The following is a 16,451-nucleotide window of genomic DNA, read 5'->3' on the forward strand; positions in this document are numbered from 1 at the left end:
AGCCATTCGCGGTCGGATGGAGACAGTCTGGGGAATGAGGGTGGTGGCCGGCAGGGAGATATTCAGTGAAGGGATTCGTCTCCGGGGCACGTTGCCGCGCTACGGCACACTCCGGCCAGGGTCCGGTATTCGCCGCGCATGTATGCCTCGGCCCGCCGCAGCAGGTGTCGCACCTGCGCGCGCAATTCGCCATCCGCGTGCCAGCGCGCCGCAGCCGCCTCCAGACCGAACAGGGCCTTGGCGATGTCCCGGTGCGACGCGCCAGCCTGCGCGGCGTCGAGCGCCTGCAAGGCGCGGTGATGCAGCAGCGCTGAGCGGCTTGCAGTTCGCGGAGACACCGCGACCGGCATGCGGCCCATCAGCGCTTTCGCCTGCGCGTTGAAGTCATCGAGCTGGCCGTGCTGACTTGGCGTCAGCGGCACGGCACAGACGTAGTCTGCACCGTCGCCGAGGCGAGAGTCCAGCGACATACGGATGCGCCGCGCGTGCAACTCAGTCGTGAGCGTGAAATCGGTGTCACCGAGCGTCAGATGCTTGCGACCGGGCACGCGCCAGAGATCGAAGCAGCGATCTGCCGCATCGCCTTGGTTTGCGCTTCGCGTCGGACCCATGCGCACATGCAGCAGGCCCTCGGCATCGGCCTGCCACTGCGGGCACGCCTCGCGCGCATCCAGGCGTGGATCTTCCGCGACACGCAGCCCCCATCGCGCGGGCCATGCGCAATGCAGCCGCATCGATGTGCCGTACTCGGCGCGATAGCGTGGATGGCGGCGCAGGTATTCCCATGCCAACGCCGGGCCGTCGAGGTCCAATGCGTAGAAGTAGGCGGCCGACACGCACCAGGGTGCGCGCGGCAGATCGTCAATGTCACGCTTCGTCATGGACAGGTTCCTTCTGAGCGAAGGAACCTGCCACAGCTGCGGGTCAATCGGGCCGCCTTTTCGGCGAGGTACCCTCGCGCATAGAGCGAGCGACCGGGTCGAACGTCTTCGGCGATCTGGAGGCAAGATGACACAAGACTCAACACTCGGATCAATCGAATGGTTTTCAGCGACGACAGTCGCGGCTTCGCTTTCTCTTGCGAAGACGCGAAGATGTCCATCTGCGCCAGCACGTGGAATACGCGCCTCTCTCAAATTGCACGCGTCATCGGCCCCATCTTGATAATGACCGGATTGACCTGCCCCCTTCTGCCGTGCCATTCATAACGAGGAAGTCCGGGGTTGCAAGATTAATTAATCTCGGTGGTTGTTGAGGTGGATCGAGCTGCATCGCCAGCGCGCTGGCGATGCAGCTCGGCGAACTTCGACGGAGGCATTCGCTGGCAACTGCTGTGCGGCCTGACCTCGTTGTAGTCCTGGCGCCAGAGCGTGATGGCCGATCGGGCCTGCTGCAGCGTCTCGAACCACTGTTCGTTCAGGCACTCGTCCCTGAACTTGCCGTTGAAGCTCTCGATGTAGCCGTTCTGCATGGGCCGTCCCGGCTCGATCAGGATGTGACGGATGCCATGGGTCTGCGCCCAGCCCATGAAGGCGCGACTGGTGAACTCCGGGCCGTTGTCGGTGCGCACAGCCAGCGGGTAGCCTCTGAACACGGCCGCTTGATCCAGCAGTCGCGTAACGTATTGCCCCGAGATTCCCCAGTCCACCGAGATGCTCACGCATTCGTGGCTGAAGTCATCGGCCACGGTCAAGCACTTGATGCGCCGTCCCGTGCTCAGGCTGTCGCTGACGAAGTCCATGCTCCACACCTCATTGACCGTCGTGGCCAGTTGCAGCGGCACGCGTTCGTTGGCGGGGCGTTTGACCTTCTTGCGCTTGCGCACCGCCAGGTTGGCGGCGCTGTACAGGCGGTAGACGCGCTTGTGGTTCACGCCCGGGAAGTGCGGGCGCAGCATGTCGTGGATGCGCCGATAGCCGAAGCGCCGACGTGCATGCGCGATCTCGACGATCTTGTTGCTGAGCTCTTGCGTCATGGCATCGACCTCGGGTGGGTTGCGGTAGCTGTCGCGGGAGAGCCCCACAAGCCTGCAGGCGCGTCGTTCGCTCAGATCGCATTGCCCGATCATGATGGCGACGGCCGCGCGCTTGGCTTGCGGGGCTATCGCTTTACCCCGAAGGCCGTGTTCAGCGCGTGGATGTCCAGGTGCGCTTCGGCCAGCAGCTTCTTGAGTTTGTTGTTCTCGGCCTCGAGCTCACGCAGGCGCCTGGCATCGGGCACGTCCATCCCGCCGTATTTGGCGCGCCATTTGTAGAAGGTCGCATCACTGAAGCCGCCCTTGCGGCACAGATCTTTGATCGGCAAGCCAGACTCGGCTTGCTTGATGAAACCGATGATCTGCTCCTCGGTGTATCTGCTCTTTCTCATGTCCGTCATTCTCCAAGTTGACGGACTTCACTGCCACTACGCTGGTACGGCCGGGAGGGGGCAGGTCAGGATCGCTTCCAGACCCGGAATACATCTCTCAGACTTTGGGCAAGCGCCCGCGAGACATATTCATCATCGCAAACGCCGACGCACAAAGGGAGGCGAGGATGCTCAAGCTGCGCTTTCCTGAAGTGCGCATAGCGCTGCATCGCAACAACAACGCCAAAGTCGTGCTGGTGGCGCCGGACACGGTCTGGGTTTCCAGTGCTGATTTTGGCAAGACGACACAGATAGAGTCTGCTGTTGGTCTGCACTCAAGCGCGGTGTTCAAAAGGACTCGAGAATCCTTTTTCAACAGAGTATGGGCGGAGGCAACCGAAATCACCTGAAGGTAGTTCGCAGTGTGTATGACGTTGGATAGTTTTTGCGACGACCATTCACTTGTGCATCAACGGGAATGCACATTCCTCTCCCGGTAAGGTGAAATTCTGCTTTGGCTCACAATCGCAATTTCCTTCTTCTGAGGCAATCCAACAATGGCAAAGACGTATCTCCAGGTTCAGCAGCAGATTGCACAACTGCAAGCACAAGCCGATGTGCTGCGCAAGAAAGAAGCTGCCGGCGTGCTTGCGCGCATCAAGGAAGCCATCGCTGTCTACGGCTTCACCGCAGAGGACTTGGGCGTTACCGGACGCAACGCAAGCACCAAGGCAGTCAAACCCGTCGGCCGCGGCAAGGCCACCAAAGCCAAGGCCCACTCCACGGCCTCCACTCCCAAATTCAAGGACGGCAACGGCAATGTCTGGAGTGGCCGGGGTCCACGTCCGACGTGGTTCAAGGCAGCGCTGGAAAGTGGCAAGACGCCTGCCGAACTCGCAGCCTGAACGGCCTGGGTTCAGTCCGAGATCTGCCCATCGCGCAGGGCCTCGGCCGCGTAGGCGGACAGGGTCTGCCGCGGCCTGAAGTGCGGATCGGCCGCGATGGGCTGACCTTGGGGACCGCGTACGGCCTCAAGGGCAGCCAGGCTCACATCGCCTAATTCCGGAAAACCTGTGCCTGCGTCGCACAGGCCATAGGCCCTGTCACCGTCGGCGTCCAACTCGGTGAGCAGCCAGACAAGCCCTGCATCCAGCGTGTAGAGCTTGACAACCGGCAACGGATCGAGAGCTTCGCCGCGAGCGCGAGCCGCCCCATTCGCCAGCATCTGCGTGCGCTGTTGTTCGGTTAGGAAAGTCATGAGCTTCTTCCTCGCAGGGAGTTCTGGATGCTACCGCTGCCGCCTGAGACAGGAAAGCTGGCCCAGTTGCACGCAACGGCAAGATTCGATCCAAAAAGCAACGCGGCAAGCGGTAATTGAGTTAAAGATAACGTGGTTTAAATTGTGCTGAAACTCGACGCTTCTGTCCATGCAGAAGCGAGTCATTCAGCGCGGTCGGCCAGTGGGCGCAACAACCTTTGAGGTTGCGCCTGCCCGTGCCTTCGGTGCTGTGGTGCGGGCAACGAGAACCGAAGATGGCGTCGCGCAGGAAACATTGGCGCACCTGGCCGGCATCGAACGTTCGCACATGGGCAAGATCGAGCGTGGCGAGCACATGCCCACGCTGGCCCTCGTATTCAAGATCGCCCGCGCGCTGGGCCGCAGCGCCGGCGAGCTGATGCTTGAGACAGAGGCCCGGTTGCCGAAGGAATGGCATCAGCCTCCCGCAGAAGGCTGATGCCCACGGCGCTACGCCACGATGCGTCCTGCCAGCCGCGCTTCACGCGCGTAGCCACTCAGCCGCTTGTCGGCAACGAAGTAAAGATCGCGCTCAATGGGCAGCCCCCACCTCCCGCGCAAGCCCTCCAGCTCCGCCAAGCTCACATAGCCGAGTTCTGGAAAACCTTGCCCGAGGTCGCAGAGTCCGAACGCGATGTCCTCGGAGTCGAGTTCGCTCAACAACCACGTCGCGCCCGCGTTGGGCGTGAACAGCTTGACCACCGGCAGCGGGTCGAAGTCGGGGTTCTCGGTTGATTCCCGGCCATTGGCCAGCAGTTGCTTGCGTTGGTCGTCGGTAAGAAGCTTCGTCATGGTCTTTCCTTGAAAGGATGTAGGGCGGGATTGCCCGAGACCGAAGCCGCACGACGCAGCGCAGCCGTCAGGGTTCGCAGACGGCCGCGGGCCGCGAGCGCACGACGTGCGCGCAGACCTTGACGGCGAGAACGCCGTGCAACGATGAAGGGAACAGCAAGCCAGCCCCCTCCCCCACCTTGTGGCAAGCGGAGCGCGCAGGCCGGGAACGCAGTGAAGGCCGCAGGCGTCAGGGATGGAAGCCCGAAGGGGCGAGACGCCACCGGTGGCTCGATGCACAGCACGACGGCCCGGCCCGGCATCGCCGGGAGACGCACGAATGTCCTCGACGCCAAACCGTATGCACGCCGATTGGTAAAACCTGTGATGCGTCTCTGCACAAATCCACGAATCCGCAGAACCGCTTTCGCGCATCCACTGCTACCTGTGCATCCGTAGAACCGCAAAGTCGGAATGACGACGATCCACAGATCAGGAAATCAGGAAACACGGATTGGCGCCATTCCGCACTTGCAGAATTCAGTGCGGCCCCTCAAAAGTGAAACGGCCCGCGACAAGCGCGGGCCGTTGACGGAACCCAGAGATAAAGCGCCCCGCCGGCTGGCGGGGCGCCGGGCGACGATCAGTCGCCCTTGCTGCGCGACCAGATCAGGTTGTGCGCGCCATCGTCGCCCTCGACCAGGCGGGCATAGATGGTCGCCGGGAACGACGGGTCATCCAGCGTCACCGACAGGTAGGGCCGGTCCGCTTTGCTGACCTTCTTCCATGCCGCGCCGATCTCGTAGCCGGTGCCCGCCACGATGCGGTAGTCCGGGGCGTTCTCGCTTTCCTTGTCGCTGGGAGCGATCTTGACCTTGACATTGAGCGTCAGGGTGCGAACCGTGCCGGTGAAGCCGTTGTTCTGTGCGGTGAAGGTGCCGATGTTGGCCATGATGAAGTCCTTTCGAAGTTGACCAGGTCCGCGCCCATCGCGGCCTTGGCGTGATCCAGACGGTGCGGGTCCGGGCGCGTTGCACCGAAGGCCGCAACGCGAGTGGAGGACCGGAAGGCCCGAGAAATTTGCTTCGCGAGGAAGACCGCAGGTCGGGGAAATTTGTCGGGCCGTACGGTTGCGGCGATGAAGCCCGAGGCGAAGCGCAACGAAGAGAAGCGCCGCCGTGCCCGCGCCAGGATTCACGACACATACAAGGCCGTGGGCGTGAACCTGATCCCGAAAGGATGCATGGCCCAGGCACTGATACCGCAGCAACGGCTTTCCGGCATGGGCCCGGACGCAGTCCAGGTCCAAGCCGGCCGACCAGGAAAGCGCCGTCGGAACACCCCACAGCGTCGAGGCGACAGACGTGATCGGCATCGACGGCATGGAAGAAAGTCAGATATCTACGGTAAGAGCCTGAACCGTGACGCGGGATGACCCGTCGTCCCCGGTCGTCAGCCCCGTTGTCCACCGCCGCGGGCCGCCTCAAGCGCATCGACCTTCGTGGCGATACGCGACTCAATGCTGGCCCGATGCGCCGCCACCAGCGTGACGGTCCCGTCGAGTACGAGTTCGTGGTCGTCATATGCCTGGACACGGAATGTCGCACTGCGCTCGCCGAGACCCTCGACCCATCCACGCAGTCGCAGACGTGTCATCGGTGGGATAGGGCCGAGATGCTCGATGTGTACGGTGCGCCCTACGACCACCTCCATCGTCGCGTCGATGTGTATCTGCATTTCGCGGACGCAGATGGACTCGACAACTGCGACCAGGTACCCGGTCGCCAGACATTCGATCAACGTCTGTGCGTATTCGCGGCCATGCGGCAGCCTCGCGAACAAAGACCGTGCCGTCTGATCATGCGACACCGCATAGGTTTCTTCAAAACAGATTTCGCTGACGCCTTGCTGGTTCATGAGAATGTGAGAGGTGACATCGTTGTGTTTTCAGAATCAGAGACAGATGCGTACGCCTCTGAATCGGAACTCTCTCGATGCTCATGCGATGTGCTGGTGCAGCCAACCTAGCGAGGCATGCTGGGGCGTACCACGGCGTAGGGAATTCCGATTGCTTGGAGAATGCTCAGCGCCGTCACGGCGTGTCCATAGCCCTGCCCCCGTCGCAAACGACAACGCGCGCGGCACACTTGCCGCGCGCGTTTTTTTTCTCGCACATCCAAGGCCCCGGCCTCTGGCCGGGGCCTCATGCCTAGGCGACTGCCGCCAGCCCCTCGCGCTCTTCGGCCTCGGCAGCGGCTTCATCCGCTTCCAGCACCGCTTCGATCCCCGACGATGGCGACGTCGCAGGGCTCGGTTTCGCCTCGGCCCTGAACATCACCGGCAGCCACCCGGTCCCAGCCGCGAGCCTTTCAGCCTCGCTCGCAATCTCGGCCTTCTTGAGCTTGGACAGCCGAGTCACGTGATCGGGCGCAAAGGCCAGTACCGCCTCCAATGCCTTGGCCTTGGACACATGCGAGAAATAGCCTTCGGCGGTCGGTGTCCACCAGTCGCGCATGTCGAGCCTCACGGCCTCGGCCAGCCCGGCGGCAGGCACCTCGTCCTCGCGGGATGCCAGCACGCTGACAGTGGAAGCCACGCACACCGCCAACAGCGACAGCAGTTCGCCTTGCGGCAGGGCCAGCAGCTCGACAAAGAGGGCCTTGGGCTCTTTAGGCAAGCGCGCCGCCCACGCCTCGCGGACCTTGCCCATGCCCACCGCCGCAGGAGACTCCCCCACATCCGGGGCATGCTGCGTCAGCCCGTCCTGCGGGGTGGAGATGATGTCGACGGGCGAACCGCCCGAACCGTAGCTATCGAAGACCACGCGCAGCGCAAGCCGATGCACCACGGCCACCAACGCCACCTGCGGATGCCGGGCGACCTCGGCCTGCAAGGCGGCCGTGCGATGCGCGCTCAAGCGCTTCGCCAGCTTCTCCGAGATACCGGACTTGGCCGCTTCATCGGCATCACCATCGTGGCCGTTGCGCTCCCCACCTGCCGCATTGGCCTCCTGCCGCTCCTGCGCCCGCAGTGCCTTGGCCTGCTCCTCGCGCAGCAGCCCACGGTGCACCACCACGCCACCCATGTGATCCACCGATACCACGGCGCCGGCCATTTCCACCGTCCCGGGCGGATAAACCGTCAGGGTCTGCTCTATCGCGTCCAGCTCGGCGCCGAGCTGATCCAGTTCCTCTTGCAGGGCGCGCACGCCGTCCTCGCTAAGTTCCGCATCCTCATCATCAAGCCGGTCCTGCAGCTCATTCTGTTTCCTTTCGAGCTTGGCGATGCGCTTGGCCTCAGTCCTGCTCGGGTCACGGCGCGTGCGCTGCACCCGCTGGAAGGCGTGCAGCTCAGCAGCCGTGGCACGCGGCGCGACCTCCACCCACCCCCAGCCCTCCAGCTGAACCTGTTCGACGACATCGGCGAGCTTGTGGCGCGCGAGCGTGTCCAGCAACCCGACATCGGTGAGATAGCCTCCTTGCTGTTCGTCCGAGAACAGATCGCGGCGCACGCCGCCCCCTGCGACCTCGTAGGCCTCCAGCCCGACGAAGCGCGCCAGCGCATCGCGGCTGGCATCGATCTCTTCATGGGTCAGATGGTCGCGCAGAGACTCGGGGCTGCGCTGCCACGCCGGGCTGTCGTAGAACGCGGCCTCCTGCGCCGCATGGTCATCGGTGATGGCAAGCGCCATCAACTGCTCGAGGGTCACGGCGTCGGCCTGATAGTCCGCCAGCAGGCGCGGCGAGACGTTGGCAAGCCGCAGCCGGCGCTTGACCACGAGCGGCGTCACGCCGAAGTCCGCCGCGATGGCCTCCACCGAACGGCCTTCGGCCACCAGAGCTTTCCATGCGTGCAGTTCCTCGACCGGCCCCATCGCCTCCCTCTGCACGTTCTCGGCAAGGCTCGCCGCGCGCGCCAACGTGTCGGCCACCAGCAGACAAGGTACCGGCCAATCCTCTGGGATATGCCGCTTCTTCGCAAGCAGCTTCAAGGCTGCGAGGCGTCGCCCACCGGCGACGACCTCGAAGTCCCCGTCCTCGCCGGAATGAATCACGGTGAGGTTTTGCAGGAGGCCCAGACGCCGGATGCTTGCAGCCAGCGCAGCAATTGACGTGCGTGCCTTGCGGCGTACGTTGCGCTTGGACGGCCGTGAACGCAGCCGCGAAAGCGGCACGAGCACCATGTTCTGCGCAGGTACGGCTGCCTCGGGGGTGGAAACTTCTGGCGTATCAACAGTATTCATGATCGAACTCCTGTCCCATGTCGGGACGTTGGAAAACAAAACTGGAAAGACAAAAACCGGAACTGGATTCAGGGTGTGGGTCTGTGCATAGGCGCTCTCCTTGGGTGTTGGGCTCCGCAGGGGCCGCGAAGCCCTTTCGCGGCCATAGAGGCCGGCTGGGGCCGGCGCGGGTGCGCCGTCAAGGGAGAACAGCGAAGGCGCTGGCGCGGCCCGCAGGCGAAGCCGAGGACACGGGCGCCGCAGCGGCCCTTGACGGGAGGAGCGCCCGCAGAGGCCAGGCAAGCCGCAGGCAGCGGCGCGCAGGTGGCGGGTGCCGCCACCGGAGAGATGAAATCGAGGAAATCGGCCGGCACCGGCCGCCGGCCAGGTGCACGCGCGCAGCGCGCATGCGAGCGGGAAATACAAAAGGGGCCGAAGCCCCTTGGTTACATCAGCCCATGCTCTGCCATCGAGTAGATGTCGCTGCCACCGACGATCAGGTGATCCAGCACCCGCACGTCCACGAGGGACAGGGCCGACTTGAGAGTCTGCGTGAGCGCTTCGTCGGCCAGCGACGGCTCCGCCAATCCCGAGGGATGCCCATGCACCAGCAGAAGCGCCACGCTGTTGCGCGCCATCGCGTCCTTGACCACCTCACGCGGATGCACCGAGGTCCGTGCCACGGTCCCACGGAACATCTCTACATAGTCCAGCACACGGTTTTGCGAATCCAGGTGCACGACAGCGAATACCTCGTGTTCCAGAGGCCCATGCCGCAGACGCAGGAAGTCCCGCACCAGCGCAGGCGAAGACAGCGCGCCGCTGCCACGCACCCGCCTCGCCAGCAGCCGCTGCGCCGCGAGCAGCACCTCATCGGCCTCGGCCGGACGGTATTCGCCCGCGACATCGCGAACGAGCAGAGGAACAGAAGTGGAGAACTCGAAGGAAACAAGGGAAGAGAAGAGATCGTGCGACATGGTCGGCTCCGTGAATCGGGCGGGATTGCCCGAGACCGAAACCGGCACGCCGCAGCGCAGCAGTCAGGGTTCGAAGACGGCCGCCAGGACGCAAGCGCAATGCCATTGCGCGCAGACCTTGACGGCGAGAACGGCGTGCAACGATGGGAGGGACAGCAAGCCAACCCATCCACCACCCTCCTGTGCCTTTCGGCAAGCGCAGCGCGCAGGCTCGAAGGGCCGGGGGTCGCAAGGATAGGGCCGGCGAGCGCGTGCACCGTCGGCGGCTCGACTATCCTCCGCTCGCCGCGCTTGCTGCATCTCTCGCCCTTATGAGTCCGCCGGCGAAACCAGGCACCACCGATCCGCCTTTTCGCACAGAGAAAGAGTCGCCCATGTTCCGCGCCCTGCTCAAGTCCAAGATCCACCGCGTTGCCGCGACCGACTGCGAACTGCACAACGAGGGCTCCTGCGCCATCGACGCAGACCTGCTCGACGCGGCCGACCTCGCCGAGAACGAGTAGGTCCACATCTGGAACATCAACAACGGCGAGCGCTTCGTCACCTATGCGATCCGCAGCGAGCGGGGACCGGCATCATCTCGGTCAACGGCTCGGCCGCACGCCAGGCCTCGGTGGGCGACCTGATCATCATCGAGGCCTTCGGCCTGGTGCCGGAAAACCAGGTGGCAGGCCACAAGCCCAGGCTGGTGTTCGTGGACGACGCCAACCGCACCAAGGAAGAACGCGCGCACATCCGGTGCAGGCGGCCTTTGGCGAGACCGCAATCTGAGGGTTCACGCGCATGATTGTTTGCGAGCCGCAGCGCTAGCCCTGTATCTTCCTTGCACATCCTTCGAATGGAACCAGCATGATCATCGGATGGTATGCGGTCAATTAATCGCGCCCTTGTTCAGTGAACGATGAACTGTGAGGCTACGTGCCCATGTAGAGCAACATGGACATGTAGACATGACAGAGCAGTACGCACAGTTGAGAGGTCGGTTGGTTGTTGGGCGCAAGAGTGACGGTCGCAGCGTCTACGACGAGGCCGCCAAGAAGGAGTTGATCGTTGCCTGCCTCAAGCAAGGAGTTTCGGTGGCACGCATGGCGATGGAGCACGGTGTCAACACGAACTTGCTGAGGACGTGGATCACGGCCTACCAGCGACGAAGCGCCCAGGTATCGGCGGGCGACATCGCGCGAGCGCAGGATGCGGCATTCGTTGCCGTACACGTAGAGGGCGAGCAAGATCAGAGTGAACGAGTGCCTCAGCGCGGGTGTGCGGTGACGGTGCCCGCGGTCGCCCACACACCAGCGACGGCGGTGGCGGTGATCTCGGATGAAGGCCCCTTGGCAGCACCGCCCCCGATGGTCGCTTTGCAGGTGCGATTGCCCAACGGTGTGCAGCTCGATCTCAGTGAGACGAGCTTGCAGGAATTGCCCACGCTGGTGCAGATGCTGAGCCGACTGTCATGTTCCGCTTCGACGAAGGGCTGAAGGTCTACCTGCACCGCGAGCCCGTGGACTTCCGGCTGAACATCAACGGCCTGGCCGTGCTGGTGGAGCAGGCGCTGGGCCTGGACCCGTTCGCCTCCTGTGCGTATGTATTCAGCCATCGCCGACGCGACCGAGTGAAGATCCTGGGTTGGGAGCGCAACGGCTTCTGGCTGTTGCTCAAACGCCTGGAGAAGGACCGGTTCATCTGGCCCCCGGCCGAGGCGGTTCCTACGCTGACGGCCGAGCAGCTGCACTGGCTGCTGGAGGGCATCGACATCGCGGTGGTGCAACGCCACTCCCATCTGCGCTATTCGAGCGTGGCTTGAAGGAACGATGATGGGGGTATGCCGATCCAAGCTGGCGTGTCGTCGCCTGCCACCATCACCGCTGAAGTACTCGCCGCGCTCATTGCCGAGCGTGACGCACTGGCCGGCGCGCTTCGAGTGGCGACCACCGAGCGGGACCTCGCACTGGAGCGGCTGAAGGCGCTGCAGCGCCAGCTGTTCGCGGCCAAGAGCGAAGCCCGTGGCACGGACCAGAAGGACCTGTTCCTCAACGAGGCCGAGGCACTCGCCCCCACCGATCAGACGCCGCAGGCCGAGGTCGACGAAGAGGAGTCGACGCCAGTCGCCGGACATCAGCGCAAGAAGCGTGGACGCAAGCCACTGGACCCCGCGCTGCCGCGCGAGATCGTGCGCCACGAGCTGCCCGAGGCCGAGCGTGTGTGCGCGCATGACGGGCACGCGCTGGTGGAGATCGGTGCCGAGGTCAGCGAGCAGATGGACGTCATCCCCGAGCAGGTGCGCGTGCTGCAGCACCACCGCATCAAGTACGCCTGTCCCTGCTGCGATCAGAGCCTGAAGGTTGCACCGACGCCGGCGCGCATCATCCCGCGCGGGCTGCTCACCGAGCAGGCGCAGGCCTTGATCATCACCGGCAAGTACCAGTTCGGCATGCCGCTGTATCGCACGGCCGTATTGCTACGCCGCTTCGGGGGCGACATCGCGAGCAACACCCTGGCCTCTGGCATCGTACGCATCGGCCAGGCTGTGCAGCCGGTCATCAACCTGTTGCGCGACCACTTGCTGGACTCGGACCTGATCTACGGCGACGAGACCACGGTTCAGGTGCTCAAGGAGCCCGGGCGCAAGGCCCAGACGAAGAGCTACATGTGGGCGCAGATGAACGGCACCGGTCCACCGGTGCGGCTGTTTGCCTACGCGCCGGGGCGCGGCGCTGTACACGCCGAGAAGCTGTATGCCGGCATCCGTCCCGGCACCACGCTCATCACCGACGGGTATGAGGTCTACAACGGCATCGCGAAGGCCGGCGGCCTCACGCATCTCGGGTGCTGGGTTCACGCACGTCGCCCCTTCATCAAGGCCGAGGAGTCCATCCCGAAGGCAGCTCGTTCACCCGATCAGCTCGCGACCCGGTTCGTACGGCTGATTGCCAAGCTTTACCGTGCGGAGGCGCTGGCCAGGGACTGGACGCCCGCGCGCCGGCTGCGACTGCGTTCGCGCTACAGCGCCGCCGTTGTGCGCGAGATCGAACGGCTGCTGCTCACGCACCTGCACGCCGTTGCACCATCGAGCCTGCTGGGCGAAGCGCTGCACTACCTGCACGGGCAGTGGCCCAAGCTCGTGCGGTTCCTGGACAACGGCACCTGGCCGCTGGACTCCAACCCGGTGGAGAACGCGATCCGCCCCTTCGTTGTTGGAAGGAAGGCATGGTTGTTCGCCGACACCGTCGGCGGTGCCAATGCGAGCGCCAATCTCTACTCGCTGATCGAAACGGCCAAGGCCAACAACGTCGAGCCCTACCGCTACCTCGTCGCCTTGTTCAAGAAACTGCCGCTGGCGCAGACGGTCGACGACTACGAGGCGCTGCTGCCCTGGAACATCGAGCTCGGCGGCGCGTAAGCCTCCCTGCCCGCATCGGCTCCGACACCACGCGCAAGGGCGTGGTTTATTGAGCGCTTACATCGGATGGAGTTTCCGCTCTGCTTCACCTCAGGGAGAGTCCTGGGTGGCACGATGGCGCGGTCCCGACAAAGGTCTCATTTGTTCTTGGCTCAGGGGAGTCGAGAAGGCGAAGGAATCCCCCGAACTGGCTGCACAGGCTTTGCGTGGTGAATTGCCAAGCCTGCCGTGGTACGCCAATCGCGACGAACTGCGGCATGCCGGGCAGCGCGTGTCGCGGCACGTCTACGATGTGTATCGGCTGATGCAGGCAGACGCCGAGAACACTTGACGAGGCGATCTCCCTATCGCCGCCGACCGCACACGCCATGCGCGGATGTTCTTCGGAAGCCCAGACCTCGGCTTGGAGACTGCGGCGCCGGGCACTTTCACGCTGGTTCCGAACGAGGCAATGCACTCGCCCTTGGCTAAGGACTACGAGGCGAAGGCAGGCATGATCTTCGGCAACGTGCCGGCACTGCACGTGGTGCTGGCCGCGATCGAAACGCTAGAAGCCGCTCTTAACACCCAACCCGCATTAGCGGCCAGCGGCTGACGACCGCACGGCTACGAAGTTCGCTTCACCGATCGCGAAATTCGGACGGCCGACGCGTACCAGCAGCATTCCACATCAGCGGGTTTGAACGACTCCCATGGGCGCCGCTGGCATATCTGCGGAGCAGAAGAGGTCAGCGGAAGTTTGCACGCCCCCCAGAACCGACAAGCACCTTCTTGCGCTCGACTGGTAGGCACGATTTCGCGGGCGCCGATATGTCGGGCGGCGAAGTGCAACAGTGATTGCGCAATGGCAAGGTCCTGAACCTGCCCTTGGTCCGGGGGCTGCTCGGAAAGCAGAATCAACTCGAGCTCGTGGCTTAGCGGCCCAGTCTCTTGAATGATTGGGCAAGGCGGGAATGCCTTCAGCATCCCCACCAGGGCGTTTCGATCCGTTGTTGACACCAAGTCCACCTCAAAAAAGGGCGAGGTGGTGCGAAGCTCCAAATACTCCCTAGCCCAGCCCAGCATCGCAGTAAACGCCCGGTGCAGCGGCGGGCGTGACAAGAAGCGATCCGCGTCGAGTTTCCAGGCAGAGAACAAAGACTCCTTCTTAGCTGAGAGAAAGTCGCACACCGTCTTCTGAAGAGCCCCAACTATTTCCGCGTGACTGCGTCCCTCAACGTTGCCTTTAAAAACCTGTGCTAGTTCGATGAAGGCATCGCCAGGGTCGGTGCTTTGAAGTGCGAGCAAGAGCACTTTTGCCATCATCTCGCTCGAGAGTGCGGTTCCCGCCACTTGCTCAAAGATGACCCGTGGGATCTTGTATGGCCACGCCGGTACCGTCAGGTCTAGCTGCGCGGTGCCGCGGCCTTCTGAAATGAAGAGGATTCTCTCGATCTCCCATGCCAGCCCCTCCATGAGAACGTGTGCTCCAAGAGCAACGTCAGCAACGGGCGCGGTATCCGACCGCCCCAATTTCAATGTGACGTTTGCCGACTTCACATCAAGAATCTGGTTCGCAAGCGGAATGTTGTCGCTAACTCGCTTGATTTCGACCACCTGCAAATCGCTCCAGGATGCAGACCCCATGCCCATGGGAGCCAGTTGCGTCCCCGTGATGTGTTTGCGCCATCTCACAACGCCGTCGAACTCTGCGGCGGCTTCCGGCGCTAGTGCGGTGCTTCCGATACTCGCACCATCCTCCCCAACAGTACTCATGAACAACGCGAGTAGCCGAAGTGTTGCAATAAACCCGTAGACACCCGCGCCGGTCGAAAAGTTGTGGAGGTAGTGCGCATACTCGTGAATGAACACTGCGAGGCGATCAAGCGTGGGCTCGTTGTCCTCAACCCAAAATGACGCGTCATGGGAGAGCCTGATGATCGCGTGATCCGTGAAGTAAAGCCCTAGGCTTGAAGCGGTCAGCAGTTCTTCAAGAAATGGCATCTCGTGAGCATTGACTGCGTCGCCTGGTGTGGACATGGGATTCTCCGTTCGGATGTTTTCGAGCTGTCGCTCTTAGCCGATGCGCCTGAGGCTCAGCGCAAACCGCAGGCCCGACGGCAGCGTGGCCGACGCCGATGTCTGAACGTCACTGTCTGCGTCTTGATCGAACGTCCATGCGCTTGGCAGCTCGTTGTCAGCACGAGTTCCAACAGGCTGCGCACTTTTGCGGAGGCGGTTTTCTTCACGCCGCATTTGAAGTTGTTGCTTGATCCAAGCGTCAACTTCGCCCGATGGTAGCCGCCCGTCACTGCTGACCGTGCGCTTGATAAAGTCGGTCAAGCTTCTCGGAACGTCGATCGTCAACTCGGTGATGAACGCCCCGCGCTCTTCAGGGGTGTTGTCGGTCGCGCGGTACTCAACGGATTTTCGCCAGCCAAGATCGCCTTCGACGTAGCCGTTGAAGGCGATCTCGCCGCTCTCGATTTGCAGAACGCGCGCGATCTCCTCCGCGACGAGATCGCCGCCATCTACTGCCGTCGCGCTTCCCCAAAGGCCGCACATCGCCAGCCCCTTCGCGAGCGATTGCCTTCTGACGGCCGAGGCAACGGTTTCCGGCGGCAAGGTCTCAAGCTGTCGAATACGCGGGTCCGGCTCAGGGTCAATAAAGAGAAGTTCCGCCGTTTCCTTGCTGCGCCATTGAGGAACAAAGATGCCCCCAACCATGCATGACTTGAAGAAGCCCGGAATTTTGGGTTTGAGGTTTCGCTTCTGGGCCTGGCCGTCCGCAACCGCGGTGCGAAGATACTTGCGAGTTGATTGCGTGCCTTTGCACTCCAGCACATGCAATTGCCACGCCGAATCGACGGCGATCAAATCGGGGGACTTGGCGGGCCCGCGCTTCGGCTTTTTCTTGTAGGTGACCGAAGTCTTGAATATTGAGTCCAGTAAATAGCCCGTGTCTGCAAAGTCCTCGAACCCGTGCCGCTCGGCGAGAAAGTGGCAGGGAAAGCCGAGGCCGAAGTCATCGGACAGAATGGTTTTTTGATGCGGATCCAAGTCCGTCCAGCCAAGCCGAAGCCGCAGCCCGCGATGGCGGCGCGATATCGCTGCACCGTACCGAAGCCAAGCCCAGTAGGTCGACAGACTGAGGGGGCGATGCCGTGGTGGTGTCGTCAGATAGCCGGTTACGAGCAAGCTATGAAGAACATTGCATTTCCACGAGGGCACCGAAGCCAGCCCTGGCAGGAACTGCTTGGTCCCGTAGCTTCGGTCAACGGTTACCTGAGCGACCTTGATCACGGTTGTTCCTCCTACTGTTTTCTTAATTCGGAATTGTCCGTGAGTATGGGCGACGAGAGCCCGCGGGCCTAGACGGAACAAGCGTGGGCGAGCCCCTGCTGCCCGCTATCTGCTGATGCGATCTGGGTTGAAACCGGAAACCCTGAGGTGGGAGCA

18 protein-coding genes and 1 pseudogene are annotated in these 16,451 nt (G+C 63.0%); 9 read left to right on the forward strand and 10 right to left on the reverse strand.

Annotated features, from left to right (window positions below; translation table 11 throughout):
• Positions 1–62 precede the first annotated feature (62 nt).
• Both ACAM55_RS14450 and ACAM55_RS14455 read right to left on the reverse strand, forming a co-directional pair.
• The gene (locus tag ACAM55_RS14450; RefSeq protein WP_369652221.1) at positions 63–881 is read right to left on the reverse strand and encodes a DUF2285 domain-containing protein; all 819 of its coding nucleotides are present in this window, start codon (positions 879–881) and stop codon (positions 63–65) included.
• Between the two features lie 350 nt (positions 882–1,231).
• Positions 1,232–2,367, reverse strand: a protein-coding gene (locus ACAM55_RS14455; protein ID WP_369652222.1) for an IS3 family transposase whose coding sequence is annotated in 2 segments (ribosomal slippage) — positions 1,232–2,106 and positions 2,106–2,367 — 1,137 coding nt in all. Because the reading frame shifts where the segments join, the coding sequence is not laid out codon by codon here.
• 167 nt (positions 2,368–2,534) lie between these two features.
• Here ACAM55_RS14455 and ACAM55_RS14460 point away from each other — a divergent pair.
• A complete protein-coding gene (locus tag ACAM55_RS14460; RefSeq protein WP_369652223.1) occupies positions 2,535–2,756 on the forward strand; it encodes a hypothetical protein in 222 nt (73 codons plus the stop codon).
• Between the two features lie 147 nt (positions 2,757–2,903).
• On the forward strand, positions 2,904–3,251 hold the full coding sequence (locus tag ACAM55_RS14465) for an H-NS family nucleoid-associated regulatory protein (protein WP_369652224.1): 348 nt from the start codon (positions 2,904–2,906) through the stop codon (positions 3,249–3,251).
• Between the two features lie 11 nt (positions 3,252–3,262).
• On the opposite strand, the gene ACAM55_RS14470 is transcribed toward ACAM55_RS14465, so the two are convergent.
• A complete protein-coding gene (locus ACAM55_RS14470) occupies positions 3,263–3,604 on the reverse strand; it encodes a DUF2958 domain-containing protein (RefSeq protein ID WP_369652225.1) in 342 nt (113 codons plus the stop codon).
• A gap of 169 nt (positions 3,605–3,773) precedes the next feature.
• On the opposite strand from ACAM55_RS14470, the gene ACAM55_RS14475 reads away from it, so the two are divergent.
• Positions 3,774–4,082: a helix-turn-helix domain-containing protein gene (locus tag ACAM55_RS14475; RefSeq protein WP_369652226.1), complete on the forward strand. Its 309-nt coding sequence runs from the start codon at positions 3,774–3,776 to the stop codon at positions 4,080–4,082.
• 11 nt (positions 4,083–4,093) lie between these two features.
• On the opposite strand, the gene ACAM55_RS14480 is transcribed toward ACAM55_RS14475, so the two are convergent.
• The 5 genes from ACAM55_RS14480 to ACAM55_RS14500 all read right to left on the reverse strand — a co-directional run bounded on the left by ACAM55_RS14480 (position 4,094) and on the right by ACAM55_RS14500 (position 9,613).
• Positions 4,094–4,435 (reverse strand): DUF2958 domain-containing protein, encoded by a 342-nt coding sequence (locus tag ACAM55_RS14480; protein WP_369652227.1) that lies wholly within the window; start codon positions 4,433–4,435, stop codon positions 4,094–4,096.
• Positions 4,436–5,057: 622 nt separating this feature from the next.
• Positions 5,058–5,366, reverse strand: a complete 309-nt coding sequence (locus ACAM55_RS14485) for a DUF736 domain-containing protein (protein WP_012747205.1) — start codon at positions 5,364–5,366, stop codon at positions 5,058–5,060.
• A 500-nt stretch (positions 5,367–5,866) separates the two neighbouring features.
• Positions 5,867–6,331: a thioesterase family protein gene (locus tag ACAM55_RS14490; RefSeq protein WP_369652228.1), complete on the reverse strand. Its 465-nt coding sequence runs from the start codon at positions 6,329–6,331 to the stop codon at positions 5,867–5,869.
• 292 nt (positions 6,332–6,623) lie between these two features.
• Positions 6,624–8,657, reverse strand: coding sequence for a ParB N-terminal domain-containing protein (locus ACAM55_RS14495; protein WP_369652229.1), 2,034 nt, complete (start codon positions 8,655–8,657; stop codon positions 6,624–6,626).
• 425 nt (positions 8,658–9,082) lie between these two features.
• The gene (locus ACAM55_RS14500; RefSeq protein ID WP_369652230.1) at positions 9,083–9,613 is read right to left on the reverse strand and encodes a JAB domain-containing protein; all 531 of its coding nucleotides are present in this window, start codon (positions 9,611–9,613) and stop codon (positions 9,083–9,085) included.
• Between the two features lie 374 nt (positions 9,614–9,987).
• Here ACAM55_RS14500 and panD point away from each other — a divergent pair.
• The 6 genes and pseudogenes from panD (at position 9,988) to ACAM55_RS14530 (ending at position 13,608) form a co-directional block, all read left to right on the forward strand.
• Positions 9,988–10,400: pseudogene (gene panD / locus ACAM55_RS14505) on the forward strand (aspartate 1-decarboxylase).
• Positions 10,401–10,563: 163 nt separating this feature from the next.
• Positions 10,564–11,091: a transposase gene (locus ACAM55_RS14510; protein WP_369652231.1), complete on the forward strand. Its 528-nt coding sequence runs from the start codon at positions 10,564–10,566 to the stop codon at positions 11,089–11,091.
• Positions 11,067–11,417: an IS66 family insertion sequence element accessory protein TnpB gene (gene tnpB, locus ACAM55_RS14515; protein WP_369652232.1), complete on the forward strand. Its 351-nt coding sequence runs from the start codon at positions 11,067–11,069 to the stop codon at positions 11,415–11,417. The genes ACAM55_RS14510 and tnpB overlap by 25 nt, the downstream gene beginning before the upstream one ends.
• A gap of 18 nt (positions 11,418–11,435) precedes the next feature.
• On the forward strand, positions 11,436–13,013 hold the full coding sequence (locus ACAM55_RS14520; RefSeq protein WP_369652233.1) for an IS66 family transposase: 1,578 nt from the start codon (positions 11,436–11,438) through the stop codon (positions 13,011–13,013).
• A gap of 106 nt (positions 13,014–13,119) precedes the next feature.
• Positions 13,120–13,344 carry a hypothetical protein gene (locus ACAM55_RS14525; protein ID WP_369652234.1) on the forward strand — a complete coding sequence of 75 codons (225 nt, stop codon included), beginning with the start codon at positions 13,120–13,122 and terminating at the stop codon, positions 13,342–13,344.
• Between the two features lie 45 nt (positions 13,345–13,389).
• The gene (locus ACAM55_RS14530) at positions 13,390–13,608 is read left to right on the forward strand and encodes a hypothetical protein (RefSeq protein ID WP_369652235.1); all 219 of its coding nucleotides are present in this window, start codon (positions 13,390–13,392) and stop codon (positions 13,606–13,608) included.
• Positions 13,609–13,619: 11 nt separating this feature from the next.
• Here the strand turns inward: ACAM55_RS14530 and ACAM55_RS14535 are convergent, their stop codons facing one another.
• Together ACAM55_RS14535 and ACAM55_RS14540 are read right to left on the reverse strand one after the other, a co-directional pair.
• Positions 13,620–15,032, reverse strand: coding sequence for a hypothetical protein (locus ACAM55_RS14535; RefSeq protein ID WP_369652236.1), 1,413 nt, complete (start codon positions 15,030–15,032; stop codon positions 13,620–13,622).
• A 36-nt stretch (positions 15,033–15,068) separates the two neighbouring features.
• Positions 15,069–16,295 (reverse strand): hypothetical protein, encoded by a 1,227-nt coding sequence (locus tag ACAM55_RS14540; protein ID WP_369652237.1) that lies wholly within the window; start codon positions 16,293–16,295, stop codon positions 15,069–15,071.
• Positions 16,296–16,451 lie beyond the last annotated feature (156 nt).

Origin of the sequence: Variovorax sp. V213 (assembly GCF_041154455.1) — a bacterium.
In the GTDB taxonomy this organism is placed as follows: Bacteria; Pseudomonadota; Gammaproteobacteria; order Burkholderiales; family Burkholderiaceae_C; genus Variovorax.